We start from the raw sequence: 16,874 nt of genomic DNA on the forward strand, positions 1-16,874 counted from the left end.
ACTTGTTTCCATGTTAACATGGAAACAAGTCGCCAACGCATCATAGACACATCGCATCAAATCACGATGGGAACATTTCGCCCGCGCCGCTGTCGCTGACAACTGAGGAGAGGCGCGCCCCCGAAATTTTTCATTCCTCTCCCTCTTCTTATTGGCAGGATAGCCTGTTTTGTGATACACACAAAACAGGCGGCGCGGCCCTGGTGGGCCTTAGCGCCCGCAAGCGGGCTTGAGAGATGGATGCAGACGCCCAGAATGCAGCGGTGAAGAGCGCGTCACGACGCTACGGCGAGGTGACCCACATCCGGTTTTCGGCTGACGAGCTGGCCAGCCTCAAAGCCATTGCGGAGCGGGACGACGTGACCGTCAGCGAGGTCGTCCGGCGTCTTGTGCGCGCCGAGGCCGGGCATCTGCCTATCGCGTCAGAGGAGTTGCGGCCGGCGATCGTGGACATGACCGATCAGCTGCGGCGCGTCGGTGTCAATTTCAATCAGGCCGTGCGCGCCATGAACGACGGCCGTATTGCCCATGATGAGGATCTTGAGCAGGCGCTGATCGCCGTGGGCGACCTCGTGCGGCAGTTTCGCGATGAACTGAAAACGATGACCGTCGAGTCTCGCAAGGCGAGGGAAGCCGGGCCATGAGCGGTCGTCTTGCTGGCTACGCGGCCGAAATCGAACGCTATCTGCGGGGCGAGTCCGGCATGAAGCGTGAGGAGCTGGACGACGACAAGTCCGCGACGGGCACCCGACGCGAGGCCAGCGAATTCCAGGCGATGAAGAGTCATGAGCGGACCGGTAGCAGCGGACGCCTCGGGCAAGGACAAGCCGGCTCGACGGCAGGTGGCAGCAGGAACGCCCCTCTTTCGTCGCCGGGAGGATTGCGGGCGGCCGGAAGCTCCGTATCCAGCGGTGCACCGAAGTCCGCTGCGGCGGCGAGTTCGCCCAGGGCCCCTAGCGCGCCGATCATGGTCTATGGCGCCACGCTCGCCGGTTTCCGGCCGGAAGAGGAGGAGGAAGACTGGAAGCGGCGCGGCGGCGGCGGCCGTGGCGCTGGCCGCTCTGGCGCTACAGGACGAGCGGCGCGGGCGGGCTATCAGGCGCGGGCCGTGGCGGCACGGGCAGGCTATGCGGCGGGTGCGCAGCCTGCTGTGTTTAAAGTCATGCCCAATCCTCCGTCGACCAGGGAAGCGGCCGCTCGGCTGCTCAATTACATCGGGAAGCGCGAGGACGAAAAAGGCGAGAAACACGACATCGAGATTTTTGACGAGGATGGACGGGTCCTTGCGACAAGCGGCGCACGAAAAGCGTTCCTGGAAATGTTTTGCGAGACGTTCGAACCGCCCTTGGAAAACACCAATTTTGTCGAAGTTCGTTTCGAGTTCGTCGGCGGGGTCACCGATGCCGCCTTGAGCGAGGCGCTGAACAAGGCCTTTGGAGCAAAACCGTTCATCTATGCGCAGGACGGGCAGACGGTGCACGTTTACGCGCACACCGATGAGCGGGCTGGACCGCTTGCGAGAGTCCTGGCCGGTGGTCGGGATAATTCGCGCAGCAAGGCGCTCGACAAGATCGAGGCGCGGTTGTCTGAAACCATGGGCGCGGCGGGGGTGGTCGCCAAGGCAGAGGTAATGGCGGCCGTCAGCCGTGAACCCAAAGCGAAATACTTTTTGCAAAAGTTCATCCGTACAAACAAAGACGTCCGCAATTCGGACGGCGAGCCAGTTCGCGGCGCGAAGAATTCCGGAAAGGCGGCGGCTTCAATCTACGAACAATGGCGCCCGCAGTTTTCGGGGCGTGAGCGCCGCAATGCCTATCACCTGCTTTTCTCGGCGAGAGCCGGCACCGATGCCAACGCGGTCATGGCCGCGGCGCGTGCCGTGCTTGAGGAGCGCGCGCCAGGATACAAGTTTGTCTTGGCGCATCACGAGGACACCAAGCACGTCCATATTCACGCGATGGTGCAGGCGCGCTCTGCCGACGGCGAGCGCCTGAAATTCTACAAGCCTGATCTCGCAGCCTGGCGCGAGACTTTTGCGGAAAAAGCACGCGAGAACGGCGTTGCGATGGTGGCGACGCGGCGCATGGATCATGCGATGACGCGGCCTTTCACGAAGGAGCATGCTGGAGCCTACAGCCGCGCCCAGAGCGATCCGCGCTATCAGGTCAGCGCCAGGACAATCGAGCGGGTGGAGGCCAAGCGGCAACGCCGCTTGGACGGGCAGTCCCTTGTCGTGAACGGCGATGCAATCGCTGCCGCATGGCAAAAGACTGTGACGACGATGCGGACCGCGGGCATAGTCGGTCCGGCTCTCACGGCAGCGGAGTCGATCGGCAACAATTTTCTGCGGTTCCGTCGCGACCGGACACGGGAGGGGCAGCCAGGTCCTGCTGCGGATCGCGGAGCTGATCAATCGGGGCAGAAGTCTTTCCTGTCCCATCCCGGTATGAGAGAATTGAATGCACTGATAGGAGATTTGGATATGGCGCAAACCCCCTTGGAAATGCGGCGTCAGATGGCCCGCGTTAGTCAGGCTCTCGACAACATGCGCGAGACGCTGCCGCCGGCACATCAAGGACAGTTCGAACAGTATCGTGAAGAGGTGAACGACAAGATGCACGACCGTCTGGCGCGGCTGCAATTCGAGCGGCAGCAGCAGCGTCGTGGTGGTGGCGCTGAGGAGCCAATCCCCGAGCGCGAAGCGCGAGGGCGAGACCTCCCAACGCGGGACGATCCCCGCCAGCCGGAGGAGCCGCGCACCGGCACCGAGCAGGAGAAGGTGAGAGCCAAGCAGAAGGACGCCAACAAACAGAAGGCACGGCAGTCGGAAGAGCAGGACCGTAAGACCCAGCGCTCGAATGATAACGATTACGAGCGCTGAGCAAATTTACGTGCCGGCCCTCTGAAGCGCGGAAGAGTGCAGGGAACCAAAATGTCGCCGAGGCTCGTTCGTGCGTCGGAGGTTCAGGATCAAGAGGCACGCATGTCATTGCGGGGCATGATATTGAAATGTGCTACCTGCCGCATCGCGGGTGGTCAGATGCTGGTCCCCTTTCCGGCGAGTCGAAGCATTGTCTCTCAAGGTCACCCGTTGGGAAATTCAGCACCTGTGCTTTGTCGGACAGTTGCTATTGGGATTTGGCCGCCGCAGCCGCTGCGAGCATCGCCTGTCCCACTTCAACAGCGCCTTGAGCAGTCAGCGTCTCCCCGGCGTTCTGAATGTCGCGCAGCTCTTTATTCTGACTGAGTTTGAATTTTCCAACCAGGCTGGTGATCTCGATCTCCAAGGCCACGATCGCTTTGGCCATCGTGTCAATGAAATCCTTCGGCGCGTCGCCCATCTTCCACGGGTCCGGCTGGTTGGCCTCGTGCATGTGAGTGAGCTTCGCGACGTTGCGGCGCACATAGCGCTCATCATCCCGGACAGTGATGCGACCATGGGCGTGGGCGACGGAATAGTTCCAGGTCGGCACCTGCTTATGGAATTCGTGTTTGCTTGGATACCAGTTCGGCGAGATGTAGGCGTCGGCCGCTCGGAAGACGACGAGGACCTCATCGCCATTGGCAACTTCCTCCCAGACAGGGTTTTTACGGGCGACATGGCAATTGAGGATGCCCTTGTCGCCCTTTGAGCGGTCGAGCTCGAAAGGGATATGGTTGGCGTCGAGGGAGCCATTGCTGTGGGTGATCAGGATACCAAACGGGTGTTTTTCGATAAGATCGAAGAGGGCGTTCTGATCGGGTACGGCGAAATGTGGAGGAACGTACAAAGGTGGATCTCCTATCGTGAAGCAGTTGTCAGTGGTCAGCGAGGTCTTGGCGAAACAGCCAGGGGCGACGTCGCTGCTTGTGAAGAGGGCGCCGTAACCCGCTGTCCACCGCGCTCAAGCACCGCCATCGAGAAGTGGGCGGGCACGTCAGATGCCGCGGCATACGAGTGGGGTTGATCTGTAACGAGGCGCGCACTCTCGCCTGCATTTAGAAGGATCTCTTGGCTGCCCACAGTGACCTTGAGCGAGCCTTGGGTAACCGAGACGAGTTCGCGCGTATCGGGACTGTGCGCATCGGCGGCAAACGCATCACCCGGCATAAGGACCCAGCTCCAGAGTTCGAACATCGTGCGTCCCGAGGTCGATGTGTGAAGCTGTGCCCGGCTGCCTTTGGCGCTCGTCCAAAGCGTCCTGGAAGTACTCCGTTCGATCGGGTGGTCGGGTGCTGTGGAAGGTTCGTCGTTCAGCAGATCGGCAACCGATAGCGAGAACGCCGCCGCCAGGCGGCAAAGGATGCCGATACTCGGGTTTGCCTTACCCTGCTCAAGCGCGACAACCGTCCCTTTCGACAGGCCAGTCAGTTTGGCCAGTCGATCAAGGGTCAGGTTTTGGTCGCGTCTCAGATCCTGGATCCGGATCGCAATCGCTTGGCCCAGCTCCTGCTCGGTCTCTAAAGGTGTGGGGGTGTCGGTCATTATATTGACTTGGCCTCGCGCTTCGCTTACGGTCAATATAATGACCGGCATGAAATTGCAACCGCGCTTTAAATTGAGGAATTGGCCAGTGCGCTTTGAAACGAAGGCAATCCATAGCGGTCGAGCTGTCGATCCGTCCACGGGCGCGGTTTCATTACCGCTTCATACCAGCACGACCTTCGAGCGAGGCGCCGACGGCTCGTTTCCGTTTGGGTTCGAGTACACGCGTGATGCGAATCCAACACGCAATGCATTCGAGTCGGCGATGGCCGCGCTCGAGGGCGGACACGAAGGAATAGCCTTTGCGTCGGGTATGGCTGCAATCGCTTCCGTCTTTGAGAGCCATCCCTCGACGGGACGGATCGTCCTTCCTGATGATATGTATTTTGGCATCCGCTCGCTGATGGACGAAACGGATATCGGCTCTCGCTTCGACTTCGCCGCGGTCGATATGCGGAATCTGGATGCGGTGCGCGATGCGGTCACCTCAAAGCGGACTGGCCTCGTGTGGGTCGAGACGCCGTCTAACCCGATGATCCGCGTTGTCGACATTTCGGCCATCTGCAAAATCGCGCACGAGGCCGGCGCCATCGCGGCGGTGGATAATACGTGGGCAACGCCCGTGCTTCAGCACCCGCTTGAACTTGGGGCGGACGCGGTCATGCACTCGGCAACAAAGTACATTGGCGGCCACTCGGATCTGATGGCGGGCGTCGTTGTTGTGCCGCATTCATCGCCTCTCGGACGGTCGCTACGGATGGTCCAAAAACACAAGGGCAGCGTCGCAGCGCCATTCGACTGTTGGCTGGCATTGCGGGGCCTGCAGACATTGCCGATCCGCATGCGCGCTCATTGTGAAGGCGCCCTGAAGGTTGCCGAGGCCTTGGCGTCTCACCCACGCGTCGAGAAGGTGCTCTTTCCAGGCCTGCAAGATGATCCGGGACACGATCTGGCTACGCGGCAGATGAGCGGTTACGGAGCGATGCTTTCCTTTATCGTCGAAGGTGGAACAGATGCCGCGATGGCGGTGGCTGCCCGCCTCAGCCTTGTTGTCCGTGCGACAAGCCTTGGAGGGACGCACTCTCTGATCGAGCATCGCGCATCCGTCGAGGGTGCGAAGTCCAAAGCGCCAGGCGGATTGCTGCGAATGTCCGTGGGGCTCGAGCACCCTCAGGACATCATTGACGACCTGATGCAGGCCCTGGGCGCAACTGTGTAAGCGAGGCCAGATAGCCCTCGTCTGGCGAAGGATCTGTGATGGGCCATAACCTAGGCCATCTTTGGCGAACACGGGCAGCGACAGCAGAGAATAGGCGGCGAGCCGCGGGGAAGGCCGCTATGAAACGCGCGCAAAGAAGCGGTCGCGGAACTGCAGATTTAGCTGGCTATGGCCCGGATGAGAACTCACACTCCCTTTCGCGCGGCTGGCAAGGTTTTTTGAGAAGGACGGACTCCTGCGCTGATAGGCCGGGCGCACAAGCAGTTTATGGCGTTTGCCTGCGGCGTGCGAGATGCGCAAGAAGGGCCGTCAAACCCATCGCGTTCAGGACCCGCTTCGCAGGGACACCGCCCTTGCGCGCCATCTCGACACCACAATGCATGTGGTCGAGCTCGCGGATCGAATGAGCGTCCGGATTGATGCTGAACATGCAGCCCTGATCGAGTGCCTTTTGATGCCAGCGCCAGTCGAGGTCGAGGCGCCAAGGATGTGCGTTGATTTCGACAGCGACGCCGTGTTTCGCACACGCTTTGAGGACTTTGTCGATGTCGAGATCATAACCGGGCCGGCGCAACAACTGGCGACCGGTCATGTGCCCGATGATTGTCGTCCGAGGATTTCCGATCGCCTCGATGATACGCTCCGTCTGTTCCTTCTTCGGCAACTTGAAGCGGCTGTGCACGCTCGCGACGACGAAATCGAACGTCTCCAAGATATCATTCGGGTAATCGAGCGTGCCATCTGCCAGGATGTCCGCCTCGATGCCCTTCAAAATGCGAAATTTTCCATTGTATGCGTTGTTCAGCCGGTCAGCTTCGCGGTGCTGTTCAGCAATCTCCTGCACCGAAAGGCCGCCGGTGTAGTGAGCGGACTGCGAATGATCGGCGACACCATAGTATTCGAATCCGCGCTTGTGCGTGGCTTCAGCCATTGCCTCAAGCGTTTCGGTTCCATCGGATGCGGTCGTGTGAGAATGCAGGATGCCATGCAGATCTTCATCCCGAACGAGAACGGGTAGCTTCCGCTTTGCGGCTCGCTCAATCTCGTCCCTGCCTTCGCGCAATTCCGGCTCGATAAACTGCAAGTCTAGAGCTTGGTAGATTTCTTCTTCTGTCGCTGACGCGATCAGTTTTCTCCCGCGATGAAGCCCGTCGGCGTTTAGGGTGAACCCCTTATTGGCCGCGAACGTCTTCAGTTGCTCGAGGTGGTCTGCCGAACCGGTTGCTTCGAGCAGGCTCGCCCCAAAGTGCTTCCTGTCAGTGACAACAAGCCTGAGGGTCGTATCCTCGGATCCAGTCGACTTTCTGCCCTGCGCTACCAGGGCGAAGTCGGAAACGAGCTCGCAACCGCGCCGAAAGTCACCTGCAATCTCGACGCGCGAAAACTCTGGATGCTCTTGCTTCACCGATATGACCGCATGTTCGAGAAGCGCGGCGGCCTTGTGCAGGTGAAGTTGTGTTTCGCCGCTTCGCACGATGGCGAGGTTCTGCAGGAGCTTTGTCTGAAGGGCTGCGCCGAGGCCTTTGACCGGGCGTATGCGGTCTTCTCTTGCTGCGGCCTCGAGCTGCGCCAGCGAGTTCACGCCGAGCGCCTGGTGAAGCTTCAGTATCTTATCGGGACGAAGCCCGGGTATGGCAAACAGCTCCATCACGCCCGCTGGAACATCCTCGCGCAGCTTCTCAAGACTTGGGTGCGTGCCGGTTTGGTAAAGCTTGGTCACGATGTCGGCGATCGCGTCACCGATCCCCGGGATCTTGGTGAGGGCGCCAGCCGCGATGATCCGATCAAGCGGCTGCGACAGCGCCGTCAGACTGTCTGCCGCGCGCAAGTAAGCCTTTATGCGATAAGGATTGTCGTCGCGCAGGGATGATCGTTGCGCGTATTCCCTCAAAAGACTGGCGACGGTCCTCGCATCGATTTTTGCCATGGCTTCAGCCAAACGAGGCCGATCTCCGCGGGTTCCAATCAGGCAAGGGCATGAGCGCCGCGTTGCCCTTTGAAACCCCGGCTTTTACTGCCTCTTCTCGGCTCGGACGCTACAGATTGGGCAAGGATTGGTCAGCGCGACCCCATCCCGCCAGAGCTTTGGAGGCTGCGCGTTTCTTTAATTCAGGAGCATCGCCCACATGGAAATGTGAGGGCGCATCTATTGTCTTCATCTCCGCCCACGTAATCGGTGCGGCGACAGGGGCGCCCGGACGTGATCTTGCGCTGTAGGGCATGATCGCGGTCGCCCCGCGCTGATTGCGTAGATAGTCAACAAAGATGCGACCCTTGCGGCGCGCCTTTGACAACACCGCCGTGAAATGGGTCGGATCGCTCTGGGCGACCGCTTGCGCCAGGCGAAACGCGAAGTCCTTCACCTCCGGCCACTCGGCGCCAGGGGTGAGGGGCGCGATGACGTGCACTCCTTTGCCCCCCGTCAGCATCGGGAAAGTCGTAAGCCCGAGCGATTTGAGGATAGCGCGGAACTGAAAGGCAGCGGCGCGGACGGCCTCAAAATCGAGCCCTTCATCGGGGTCGAGGTCGAACACGAGGCGGTCGGCCTTTTCGACATCCTCGATCCGAGCCCCCCATCCATGCAGCTCAATCGTTCCCATCTGGACGCAAGTCATCAGGCCGTCGGCATCGTCGACATAGAGATATGGTTCCTCGTGCCCGTCCTTCTCCGTGATGCCGACGTGGTGGACTTTGTCGCCGAAGCTGCCGGCGTCGTGTTTTTGGAAGAAGCATTTCTTCGCGCGGCCCTGTGGGCATCGAACCAGGCTGATCGGCCGGCTGCCAACCCAAGGGAGCATGATCGCCGCGACCGCTGCATAATAGTCGGCGAGCTGTCCCTTGGTGATGTTGGACTCCGGATAGATTACGCGGTCACGGTTGCTTATCGCGATGGCGGTTGTTGCAGTCGCGGCGAAATCGGCTGCATGGCGTTCCTTCTCGAGCACGACCGCGTCCGGCTTCTTGTCTTCGCGGAGACCAAGATAGCTCGGATGTCGTAACGTCCCTTCATTTGTCATTTCGGTGAAAGCAATCTCAGCGACCAGTTTCGGACGGAGCCAGTGTGCGCCGCGCACTTCGGCGCGTGGTGCGTCGACGGTCGCGGCCTTCTGCTCAAGCGGCGCCATGATCTTCAAGAGACGGAGAAGTTCAGCGGTATCAAAGCCGGTGCCGACTTTCCCGGCGTAACGCAGCTTGCCGCCGTCGTGAACGCCAAGGATCAAGGACCGAAAAGCTCGGACCTTGTCGGACGGCGTCCAGCCGACAATCACAAACTCCTGCCGCCTGATGCATTTGATCTTCAGCCAGCTTGCGCCGCGGGCTCCCACATAACTCGAGTCCGCGAGCTTTGAAATGACGCCCTCAAGACCGGCTGCGCAGAAGCGATCGAGCAACTCTTCTCCGCGACCGAGGATATGGTCGGAGTAGCGAAGGACGGGATTTTTCGCAGGCAAGGTCGCCTCCAGCTTCGCCTTGCGCTCAAGAAGAGGAAGCCTTGTCAGATCTTCGCCGTCGAGATGGAGCAGATCGAACGCATAAAAATCAATAGTCGCCGGGGCGCCCTTCAATGCAGTCTGAAGCGCCTGGAAGTTAGATCTTCCTTCCGCATCGATAACCACGGCCTCACCGTCAATCAGTGCTGAGCGCACCTTGAGCTTGCGAGCCTCGGAGAGGATCGAGGGAAAACGGCTTGACCAGTCCAGACCAGATCGTGTGTAGGCTCGCGCCTCGCCACCGCCGACGGCAACGAGAATACGATAGCCGTCGTATTTCATCTCATGGATCCAACGATCGCCGGCAGGGACCCTGTCCACGAGCGTTGCGAGCTGGAGCGGCCAGAAAGCAGGCGGCGCTAAAGTGACCTCGTCACGAGCGAGCGACTTCGCTGGACTAGCGCTCGACCCATTGATTGCCTTGCGCGACGTTGGCTTGACCACCCTGACCTAAACCATATCAGAGACGAATAGCGTTCCGCGTCCAACGCGCGACTACTTCTTTGGTTTCGTTGCCGGCCGTATTGACCTTTCGCGATCATTTGCCGACCCGCCTGCTTAGCGCCTCGGCCTGAGGCCCTGCTTCCTGGGTCCGGCCCTTCCACCTTCCCAATCTGGGCACACAGCTCACTGGCAATAATTAAGAGCAGGAACGTGCCCTCGAATGCCGCCGCAGCGTATCCGCTTTCTGCCATCGGCCTTAAAAGCCCGGTTGGGCCTCCACCGAGGGAGCCGACTTTCCCCAACTTTTCGCCAGCGGCGGATTCTTTGCCAGTCGCGCATTTGAAGCCTATGCTTTCGCATCGGTCGCCAGATCCTTCGGACGCAGCCGACAGTAAGAGGTACGTGCTCTTGCCCGTATGGGAGAGAGCCATGCCCCAATCCCTTCTTCGCAACCATGTATTGAAAACCCTCTCCTCAGAGGATTTCACGCGATTGCAGCCGTCACTGCATCACGTCAAACTAGGCATCAAAGCCCAGCTTGAAGTCTCATATCAGCCGATCGAGCGTGTATATTTTCCAGAGATGGCATCGCGTCGGTGGTCGCTACGATGACGGGGGGCGGCAAAGCGAGGTCGGCATCGTCGGCCATGACGGCATGACCGGAGTGGCCGTTATCCTCGGCCAGGACAGGTCTCCCAATGAAACCTATATCCAGGTCGCAGGTAATGGCTGGATTCTCTCGGTTGAAAACCTTCGCTCTGCGATTGCGGCAAGCCAATCCCTTCGCGAGTCACTGCTCCGCTATGCCCATGCGTTCCTTGTCCAGTCCTCCCGGACGGCACTGGTCAACGGCCATTCGAAAATCGAGGAGCGGTTGGCCCGCTGGCTGCTGATGGTCCAAGACCGCGTCGAAGGAAATAGGATCTACCTGACGCATGAATTTCTGGCGACCATGCTTGGCGCTCGGCGTCCCGGCGTTACCATCGCACTCCAAATGCTTGAATATCGGGGCCTGGTTCACGCCAAGCGCGGCGAGATCACGATTGTCGACCGCGTTGGAATGATACAACTCACACATGGTGCTTACGGTGAGGAGGAACAAAGTCACTTCGGCCTTGCCTCCGCCTGATTGTTCGGATTCAGACAGACCCTTGCAGGCTACGGAATTCCTGCCGTAAATCGCGTTGAGGGTTTTAGGGAGGTTTTCTCGATGACCAGGAGTTTTCACACCGTCACAGTTGAAAGCGCCGCTGAAGCCTACGTCCTCTCCCGAGGCAAGGCCCGTTTTCTCTCCATCGCGCAGGCAATCCGCGCCATCCGAACACTCATGCCGGCATGCCAGATTACCGACCGCGACCTGGAGGAGTTGGTGGCGGCAGCATCCATTATTCACGGCGTGCCCGTCGCGTTCGACTTAAAAACAGCCGTGGCCGCAGAACCACGGCTCCATTCATAGGGCCGGTGATGCCTGCGCTCGCGCAGACGCCTCCGCCACCTGATCGACAACATCGGCAGTCCGAGCATTTCGATATCCGAGGTTAGCCGGACCGTGAGGAGAATGCTTCCGCTCTGCGAACTCACGGATTGGGAACTTGGCGATGTCATTGCGCGAAGCGCGGTCGATGCGGGATTTGCGATTGAACTTGACGGGGTGGACCCCTGAAACGCCTGTCGAGGTCCAGTATCGTCGACGGTTCGCGCCGTGTGATCTTCTCGATTGAGACATGGTACTGCCCGAAGCGCGCGGCAATGTCCTCCGCGGCCGTGACGTGTGCGACAAGGTCACGGTAGACAATGACCTCTCCGCCGCATGGGAGTGCTAGCCTACCCATCGACTACATCTGGCAACGTATCTTCGACGATGCTCAGATTTCGATCGAAAGTCTCGGCGTCGGACGCGTTGGCGCGCAGAGAACGCACCTTGTTTAGAATGGCGGCAACCGCCGCTTCTTTGTCGGGCGCTATGCGCGTTGTCACCGCTTTGGCCGCCAAGGCGGAAAAATCTATGGCGGCATAGACCGGTACCGCTGCAGCGTCTGTTGCCTTCAACCGGTCTTTTACTGCGCGCCGGCCCGGCGGCGGAGCTATACGGCCTGCTTTTGCGGCAAATGTCGCGCCGCGCCGCAGGCGGGCCTGCAAGAGGCCTGAGCGATACGCGGGTGCTGTCGGCACAATCGTCGGGAGCACAGGAGATGGGAGCGCCGCAGAGGAGTCCGCGGCAGGGCTTTTCGTGCGCGAAGCGTCGGTAGAGGCGGGCAGGGGCATGAACGCGCGTTTGGCGAGCGGACCGTCGGCGAAATAGAAATTGCGCGTGCCGAGGATTGGCAGTTCGCCGCGCGGCAATATGATGACCTTGTTCTTGTCGAGCGTACGGATTTCGTCCGGCCGCATCAGGGGCCGCCGCACTTCCTTGCGGTGCTCCGAGCGCGTGTAATAAGTGTCAAACAATGTTGCCTTGGTGCGCGTCACGTCCTTTTGCACGTCCGACGTTTCGCCAAGCTGCTCGGAAACGTAGCGCAGATCGTCCGCATCCTGCGCACCAAAAAAAATCTGCACGCGAGCAGCGTTGATGAGCGTCTTGCGCCCTTCCTGGCGATAAATCTCGTCTACCGCCTTCAGCGACTGCACGAAAAACCACATGGAAACGCCGTTGCCGCCGAGCACGCTCGCCATTTCGGTCACGTTCTCGAGTTTGCCGAGGTTCTGGAACTCGTCGAGCAGCACAAGCACCGGATGCTCGTTCGGACGCGGCATGGTTTCCGACATGAAGTTCATCATCTGCGTAATCAGGACGTTGAACAACGGTCCAAGCGACGTAATCTGCTCACGCCGCACGTCGAGATAAAGAGAGATCCGGTCGCGCTTGAGCTTGCGAATATCGAACGTGCTGCGCGACGTGGCTCGCATCAGGCGCTCGTTGAGAAAGGGCGCCATGCCGGTGCGTACGCCAGCGTAGATTCCGGAAAACTGCCGCTCAGACATCTCGAAATATGGCAACAGGGTTTGCAGCGTGAAATGCGAGCATTCGCGGCGGCGTTCCTCGCGCAGCGAGCCGATGAACTCCAAGAGCGGCTGCTCGGCACCGTTCATGATCTCGAGGATTGTGGCAAAAGTCTTCTTCTCGTTCGGGATCGCCGGCGATTCCATGACGAAGGACGCAATGCCGGTAAAAAGGAGGCGGGCGTCGTTAACCCAATACGGGTCTGCATTTGAGGGCGGCCGCGGAAACAGCGCCGCAGCGATATTGCGAAGGTCGATGTCGCGCTGTGACGAATCCAGCGAGATGAAGTCCATCGGATTGTAGCATGCGGTATTGCCGTCCGGATCAGCCGGCGCGAAACGCACCACGCGGCTGATGGTGGAACGGTAGCCGGCGGTCGCCGCATAGGTCTCGCCGCGCAGGTCGAGAACCACGAGCGAATGCGGCCAGGTCAAGGCGTTCGGGATGATGAGAGACGTTCCTTTACCCGAGCGCGGCGGCCCTATGACGAAGCCGCCGACATCATCGCCATCAATCCACAATTTCTTACCGCCGATCAGCTTGCGCTGGGACAAACGGATCTTGCCTGAGCGCTGATCGCGGCGCGGCGACAAAATTTCGGCCAGCCTGCCGCCGGCTCGACCGACGAAGACGCCGCCCACTTTCGTCAGGCCGGTTTTTGATACGTCGCTCATGGTCATGAAGCGAGAGTCATTGCGCTTTCTCGGACGCATGAGAAACAAGCTGACCAGTGGCAAGAGAAACCCCAATGCTCCTGCCGCAACGGCGTATTGTATCCGGCCAAAATTCCTCGCCATCGTGTCCGCCCAAGCCTGACGAACGACCGGCAAGGGATTGGCGTTCAGCTGGTCGAACAGGACGTGGGAGCCCGTCTGGTACCAATCCGTCGCGGCATAGGCGACGGTGAAGACCAGGGCGCCCAGGGCCATCGCCATGAGCACCATGAAAATTGCTGTTGCGACTTTCTGCATGGAAGGGCCCCGCTAGATCGTCTCCGCCTTGGTGAACTTGATCTCGCTGATGCCACGCCGTCCGCCTTCGGTGCGGACCATCTGGACGACCACCGGAATGACTTCGCGCAGATAGTCGAGAATTTCGCTTCGTGCGAGGCCCGAGCTGCCCTGCATGACCATGAGCGCCAGGCGCTCGTAGGCGGACCGGGCGGAATTGGCATGAACGGTGGTAAGCGAACCCGGGTGGCCGGTGTTGATCGCCTGGAGGAACGCGAAGGTTTCAGCGCCGCGCAACTCGCCCAACAGCAGTCGGTCGGGCCGCATGCGAAGCGAGGCCTCGAGCAGCTGTTGGGCGGAGACTTTGGCAAGGCCCTGGTCGCCCTTTGAGGCTATCAGGGTGACGTTGTTGGGAGCCGGCAGCCGCAGTTCGCGGGTGTCTTCGATCGTGATGACCCGTTCATGGGCCGGGATCTCCTTCAGGAGCGCATTCAAAAACGTCGTCTTGCCGGTCGACGTACCGCCTGAAACGACGATGGAGACACGGTTGCGCACCGCATATTGCAGGAAGTCCATCGGCGACGTGTCATGGAGCATTTCGACAAGTCGCTTTTCTTCGGCCGACAGCGCCAGGCCGCTGCCCATCGCCGTGTTCTCGAAGGCGCCGAGATCTTTGTAGGCATCAAGGCTCATATCCATGATGACCTGCTTGCGGATTGAGATCGCCCCGCCTTCGGGGGCTGCCGGCGGCAAGATGCATTGGATGCGCTCGCCCGAGGGCAAAGCAGCCGACAGGACCGGCTTTTCTTCGTTGATGACCTGATTTGTCGCCGAGGCAACGCCAGTCGAGATGTTTCGGATCCAGCCGGGCGTGACCTCGCGCTTGACGACGTGCTCCATTTCCTTCGCGCCGAGGCGTTCGATGAACAATTCACCGGGCCTGTTGATTGCAATCTCGGACACCGCATCTTCGTTCAAATAGGACCATATCGGCTCCAAATGAGCCCGCAGGACCGGGGCTCTGGCCCATGGGTCGGGGAGGGGATGCACGGCATTCATTTCACCGGGCTCCCATAGCCGGGATAGAAATGATCCTTTGGCGTCTTGTAGAGAGGCGTCGGATCGATCGCCATCTTCGGTCGCCCACCCGCCTTCAGGCGCGCCACTTCTTCCTGGACGGGATCAGCATACAAATCCGAGAAATCGAGATCTCGCCGCACCAGCACGACAATCGATGTGCCCTGGTCGACGTAGACTGTTGGGCCGATGTTCTGCGTGTCGCGAAACGCCTCCTGCGCGAGTTGCTGCAAGGCGGTCGATGACTTATCGAAGGCGATGCTACGCGCGTCGCGCTGCGAGCCATTGCCACCATAAGTTACGGTCGTGGTCTCACCGGTCACGGCATCGATCGTCGACACCTGGCGCTGTTGTCCATTCTGGCTGCTATCGGAAAGCGAGGACAGATATTCAGAGACACCGCCAACGACGGAAAGCATGATCGCGTTGCCGTAGCGTTCAAGCCAGTGTGTATCGACACGGCCGCCCATGCCACCGCGGCCGAGCGCGTCTGCGCCGGGCGACTTGATATCGACGGAAACGCCGTCCGAGCGGATGACCCTGCTCCAGACGATGAAAACACGCTTTTGACCGCGCGCAAGCCCCGAGCGGTATTCTCCGGTCAGGCGCGAGCCCTTCGGAATGAGGATCCGCCTGCCGTCGAGCGAGAAGACATCCTCACGCACGACTGCGCGCACGGCGCCGGGAAGGTCGGTGTTGATCGCGGTTTCCAAATAGCCGCGAATGATCGTTCCCTCTGGGATCAACGCATCGGTGCGTCGAAAAACCCTGGCTTTGACGATGCCGGAGGAACTTGCCTCAGACTGCGCCAGGAATGCCTTGTTGGGGTCACTGTCGGCGCCGGGGACCGGGATGATCTGACCGTCGGGCGCGATTTCGACCTGTGCCGCCTGGGCGCCGGCATCCGTCGATCCGGTTTGATCGTTCGTCACCATCTGGCTCGACCGCAGGCGTTCCCACACCGCTTTTTCGCGCTCGGCGGCCTCCGCCTTACGACGAGCCTCGTCCTCAGCCGCCGCCTTGCGTCGGGCTTCTTCCGCCTCGGCCTTGCGGCGAGCCTCCTCGGCCGCCATTTGCGCCTCCAGCGCGCGTCGCTGCGCATCGAGATCCGCGCCCTCCTGCACGGTCTGATCGACATTATCGGCTTGTTGCGTGCCCTTTTGGTCGTCAGCCGGTGGCGGCACCACGATCTGGTCGATCGTGCCGTCGGCAGGTTGCGGCGGTTCGTTCAACGCCGGCGGGCGGAACTCGGGCGGGTTGAAGTTTTCCTCGCCATCGCTGCGAACATCGCGCGATACAGGCTCCCTGGGCCAGTTCAGCCATATCAGCGCGCCTACCAGCACCACGCCGAGGCTGACCAGGGCGATCCTGGTACCCACGCCCGCACCGCGGCGCGCGACCGTCGGGCTGCCGTCCAGCTGGTTATAATCGATCTGGGACATCAGCGCCCTCCGCTGGATCCGAACAGGGTAGAACCGCCTGTCAGTTTCGTTGGACCGTAGACTTGCTCGACGGGATCGATGGCGTTGGGTCGCGCCCGGTTGTAGAGGCAGAGCGTCTTGCCGTCGGCTCGCAAGGTGAATTGCCGTGCGACCTTGTCGATGACGGTGTATTTGCCCTGCGTGCGAACGTTGACCAGCGACTCCTGACGCTTGTCGTCGACAACGAAGATCGCCGGAATGTCGCCCTTGAACTCCAGAAACACCTTGGTACCGTCGTCGAATACGGTGCGCGGCTTCAGGCTGTCGTCGCCCTTGTAGGCGTAGTCGTAATTGAGATGGGCATAGTTCAGATCCTTCAAATCCGGATCGGCGGCGCTCTCCTTGGCCTGTGAGAGCAGGCGCGCGTTGATATCCTCGTCCGGGTATTTGAACCGGACCTGGAAGGATGCCCGGTCACGGCTATTGTCAGTCGCCTGCAGCAGCAGGGAATAGACGCGCCGGTTGGTGACCACGTTGACGTTGGTCCACGCATTGCGCTCCAGCGGCTTGACGAACAGAAATCGCGATCCGCGTTTGGGGATGATCGACCAGCCTTTCGTGTCGCCAGCCGACACGGTTTCGATGACTTCGGTCGGACTGAGTTCGACCATCGTCGAAATGCCAAGAGCCGCGCGCACCGACGTCACGTCGTCATTGTTGAAGGTGACATATCGGATGCGGCCGTCGCGTGCGGCCGCGCTGTGCATCGTGCCGAGCAGAAGGGCGGCCGACAGGGCGAGGCTCAC

At 60.4% G+C, this 16,874-nt stretch carries 13 protein-coding genes; 5 read left to right on the forward strand and 8 right to left on the reverse strand.

Annotated elements, in window-relative coordinates; genetic code table 11:
- Nucleotides 1–236: 236 nt before the first annotated feature.
- Together NKH54_RS23550 and NKH54_RS23555 are read left to right on the forward strand one after the other, a co-directional pair.
- Nucleotides 237–644, forward strand: coding sequence for a ribbon-helix-helix domain-containing protein (locus NKH54_RS23550; RefSeq protein WP_353029038.1), 408 nt, complete (start codon nucleotides 237–239; stop codon nucleotides 642–644).
- The gene (locus NKH54_RS23555; protein ID WP_353029039.1) at nucleotides 641–2,881 is read left to right on the forward strand and encodes a relaxase/mobilization nuclease domain-containing protein; all 2,241 of its coding nucleotides are present in this window, start codon (nucleotides 641–643) and stop codon (nucleotides 2,879–2,881) included. The genes NKH54_RS23550 and NKH54_RS23555 overlap by 4 nt, the downstream gene beginning before the upstream one ends.
- A gap of 247 nt (nucleotides 2,882–3,128) precedes the next feature.
- On the opposite strand, the gene NKH54_RS23560 is transcribed toward NKH54_RS23555, so the two are convergent.
- Together NKH54_RS23560 and NKH54_RS23565 are read right to left on the reverse strand one after the other, a co-directional pair.
- On the reverse strand, nucleotides 3,129–3,770 hold the full coding sequence (locus tag NKH54_RS23560; RefSeq protein ID WP_353029040.1) for an FMN-binding negative transcriptional regulator: 642 nt from the start codon (nucleotides 3,768–3,770) through the stop codon (nucleotides 3,129–3,131).
- Between the two features lie 35 nt (nucleotides 3,771–3,805).
- Nucleotides 3,806–4,465 (reverse strand): helix-turn-helix domain-containing protein, encoded by a 660-nt coding sequence (locus NKH54_RS23565; protein WP_352700093.1) that lies wholly within the window; start codon nucleotides 4,463–4,465, stop codon nucleotides 3,806–3,808.
- 40 nt (nucleotides 4,466–4,505) lie between these two features.
- On the opposite strand from NKH54_RS23565, the gene NKH54_RS23570 reads away from it, so the two are divergent.
- Nucleotides 4,506–5,684 (forward strand): trans-sulfuration enzyme family protein, encoded by a 1,179-nt coding sequence (locus NKH54_RS23570; protein ID WP_353029041.1) that lies wholly within the window; start codon nucleotides 4,506–4,508, stop codon nucleotides 5,682–5,684.
- A 265-nt stretch (nucleotides 5,685–5,949) separates the two neighbouring features.
- Here NKH54_RS23570 and NKH54_RS23575 read toward each other — a convergent pair whose 3' ends face one another.
- Both NKH54_RS23575 and ligD read right to left on the reverse strand, forming a co-directional pair.
- Complete coding sequence (locus NKH54_RS23575; RefSeq protein ID WP_353029042.1) at nucleotides 5,950–7,611, reverse strand: DNA polymerase/3'-5' exonuclease PolX; 1,662 nt, start codon at nucleotides 7,609–7,611, stop codon at nucleotides 5,950–5,952.
- Nucleotides 7,612–7,720: 109 nt separating this feature from the next.
- Complete coding sequence (gene ligD / locus NKH54_RS23580; protein WP_353029043.1) at nucleotides 7,721–9,619, reverse strand: DNA ligase D; 1,899 nt, start codon at nucleotides 9,617–9,619, stop codon at nucleotides 7,721–7,723.
- Nucleotides 9,620–10,157: 538 nt separating this feature from the next.
- Between ligD and NKH54_RS23585 the strand changes: the two genes are divergently transcribed.
- The gene (locus NKH54_RS23585) at nucleotides 10,158–10,748 is read left to right on the forward strand and encodes a Crp/Fnr family transcriptional regulator (protein ID WP_353029044.1); all 591 of its coding nucleotides are present in this window, start codon (nucleotides 10,158–10,160) and stop codon (nucleotides 10,746–10,748) included.
- Nucleotides 10,749–10,829: 81 nt separating this feature from the next.
- Nucleotides 10,830–11,075 carry a hypothetical protein gene (locus NKH54_RS23590; RefSeq protein ID WP_353011393.1) on the forward strand — a complete coding sequence of 82 codons (246 nt, stop codon included), beginning with the start codon at nucleotides 10,830–10,832 and terminating at the stop codon, nucleotides 11,073–11,075.
- A 368-nt stretch (nucleotides 11,076–11,443) separates the two neighbouring features.
- Here NKH54_RS23590 and NKH54_RS23595 read toward each other — a convergent pair whose 3' ends face one another.
- From NKH54_RS23595 to NKH54_RS23610, 4 genes are read right to left on the reverse strand one after another with little or no spacing between them, the layout of a single operon-like run.
- The gene (locus tag NKH54_RS23595) at nucleotides 11,444–13,591 is read right to left on the reverse strand and encodes a type IV secretory system conjugative DNA transfer family protein (RefSeq protein ID WP_353029045.1); all 2,148 of its coding nucleotides are present in this window, start codon (nucleotides 13,589–13,591) and stop codon (nucleotides 11,444–11,446) included.
- Between the two features lie 12 nt (nucleotides 13,592–13,603).
- Nucleotides 13,604–14,629 carry a P-type DNA transfer ATPase VirB11 gene (gene virB11 / locus NKH54_RS23600; RefSeq protein WP_353029046.1) on the reverse strand — a complete coding sequence of 342 codons (1,026 nt, stop codon included), beginning with the start codon at nucleotides 14,627–14,629 and terminating at the stop codon, nucleotides 13,604–13,606.
- The gene (virB10, locus tag NKH54_RS23605) at nucleotides 14,626–16,089 is read right to left on the reverse strand and encodes a type IV secretion system protein VirB10 (protein ID WP_353029047.1); all 1,464 of its coding nucleotides are present in this window, start codon (nucleotides 16,087–16,089) and stop codon (nucleotides 14,626–14,628) included. The genes virB11 and virB10 overlap by 4 nt, the downstream gene beginning before the upstream one ends.
- Nucleotides 16,089–16,874 carry a TrbG/VirB9 family P-type conjugative transfer protein gene (locus tag NKH54_RS23610; RefSeq protein WP_353029048.1) on the reverse strand — a complete coding sequence of 262 codons (786 nt, stop codon included), beginning with the start codon at nucleotides 16,872–16,874 and terminating at the stop codon, nucleotides 16,089–16,091. The genes virB10 and NKH54_RS23610 overlap by 1 nt, the downstream gene beginning before the upstream one ends.

The organism is Mesorhizobium sp. M1004 (assembly GCF_040318795.1).
GTDB lineage: Bacteria > Pseudomonadota > Alphaproteobacteria > Rhizobiales > Rhizobiaceae > Mesorhizobium.

Bases quoted from the DNA above. Each gene is read 5' to 3' on its own strand.
- NKH54_RS23550 (WP_353029038.1), top strand. From the start codon at position 237: ATGGATGCAGACGCCCAGAATGCAGCGGTGAAGAGCGCGTCACGACGC.
- NKH54_RS23555 (WP_353029039.1), top strand. From the start codon at position 641: ATGAGCGGTCGTCTTGCTGGCTACGCGGCCGAAATCGAACGCTATCTG.
- NKH54_RS23565 (WP_352700093.1), bottom strand. From the start codon at position 4,465: ATGACCGACACCCCCACACCTTTAGAGACCGAGCAGGAGCTGGGCCAA.
- NKH54_RS23570 (WP_353029041.1), top strand. From the start codon at position 4,506: ATGACCGGCATGAAATTGCAACCGCGCTTTAAATTGAGGAATTGGCCA.
- NKH54_RS23575 (WP_353029042.1), bottom strand. From the start codon at position 7,611: ATGGCAAAAATCGATGCGAGGACCGTCGCCAGTCTTTTGAGGGAATAC.
- NKH54_RS23590 (WP_353011393.1), top strand. From the start codon at position 10,830: ATGACCAGGAGTTTTCACACCGTCACAGTTGAAAGCGCCGCTGAAGCC.
- NKH54_RS23595 (WP_353029045.1), bottom strand. From the start codon at position 13,591: ATGCAGAAAGTCGCAACAGCAATTTTCATGGTGCTCATGGCGATGGCC.
- virB11 (WP_353029046.1), bottom strand. From the start codon at position 14,629: ATGAATGCCGTGCATCCCCTCCCCGACCCATGGGCCAGAGCCCCGGTC.
- virB10 (WP_353029047.1), bottom strand. From the start codon at position 16,089: ATGTCCCAGATCGATTATAACCAGCTGGACGGCAGCCCGACGGTCGCG.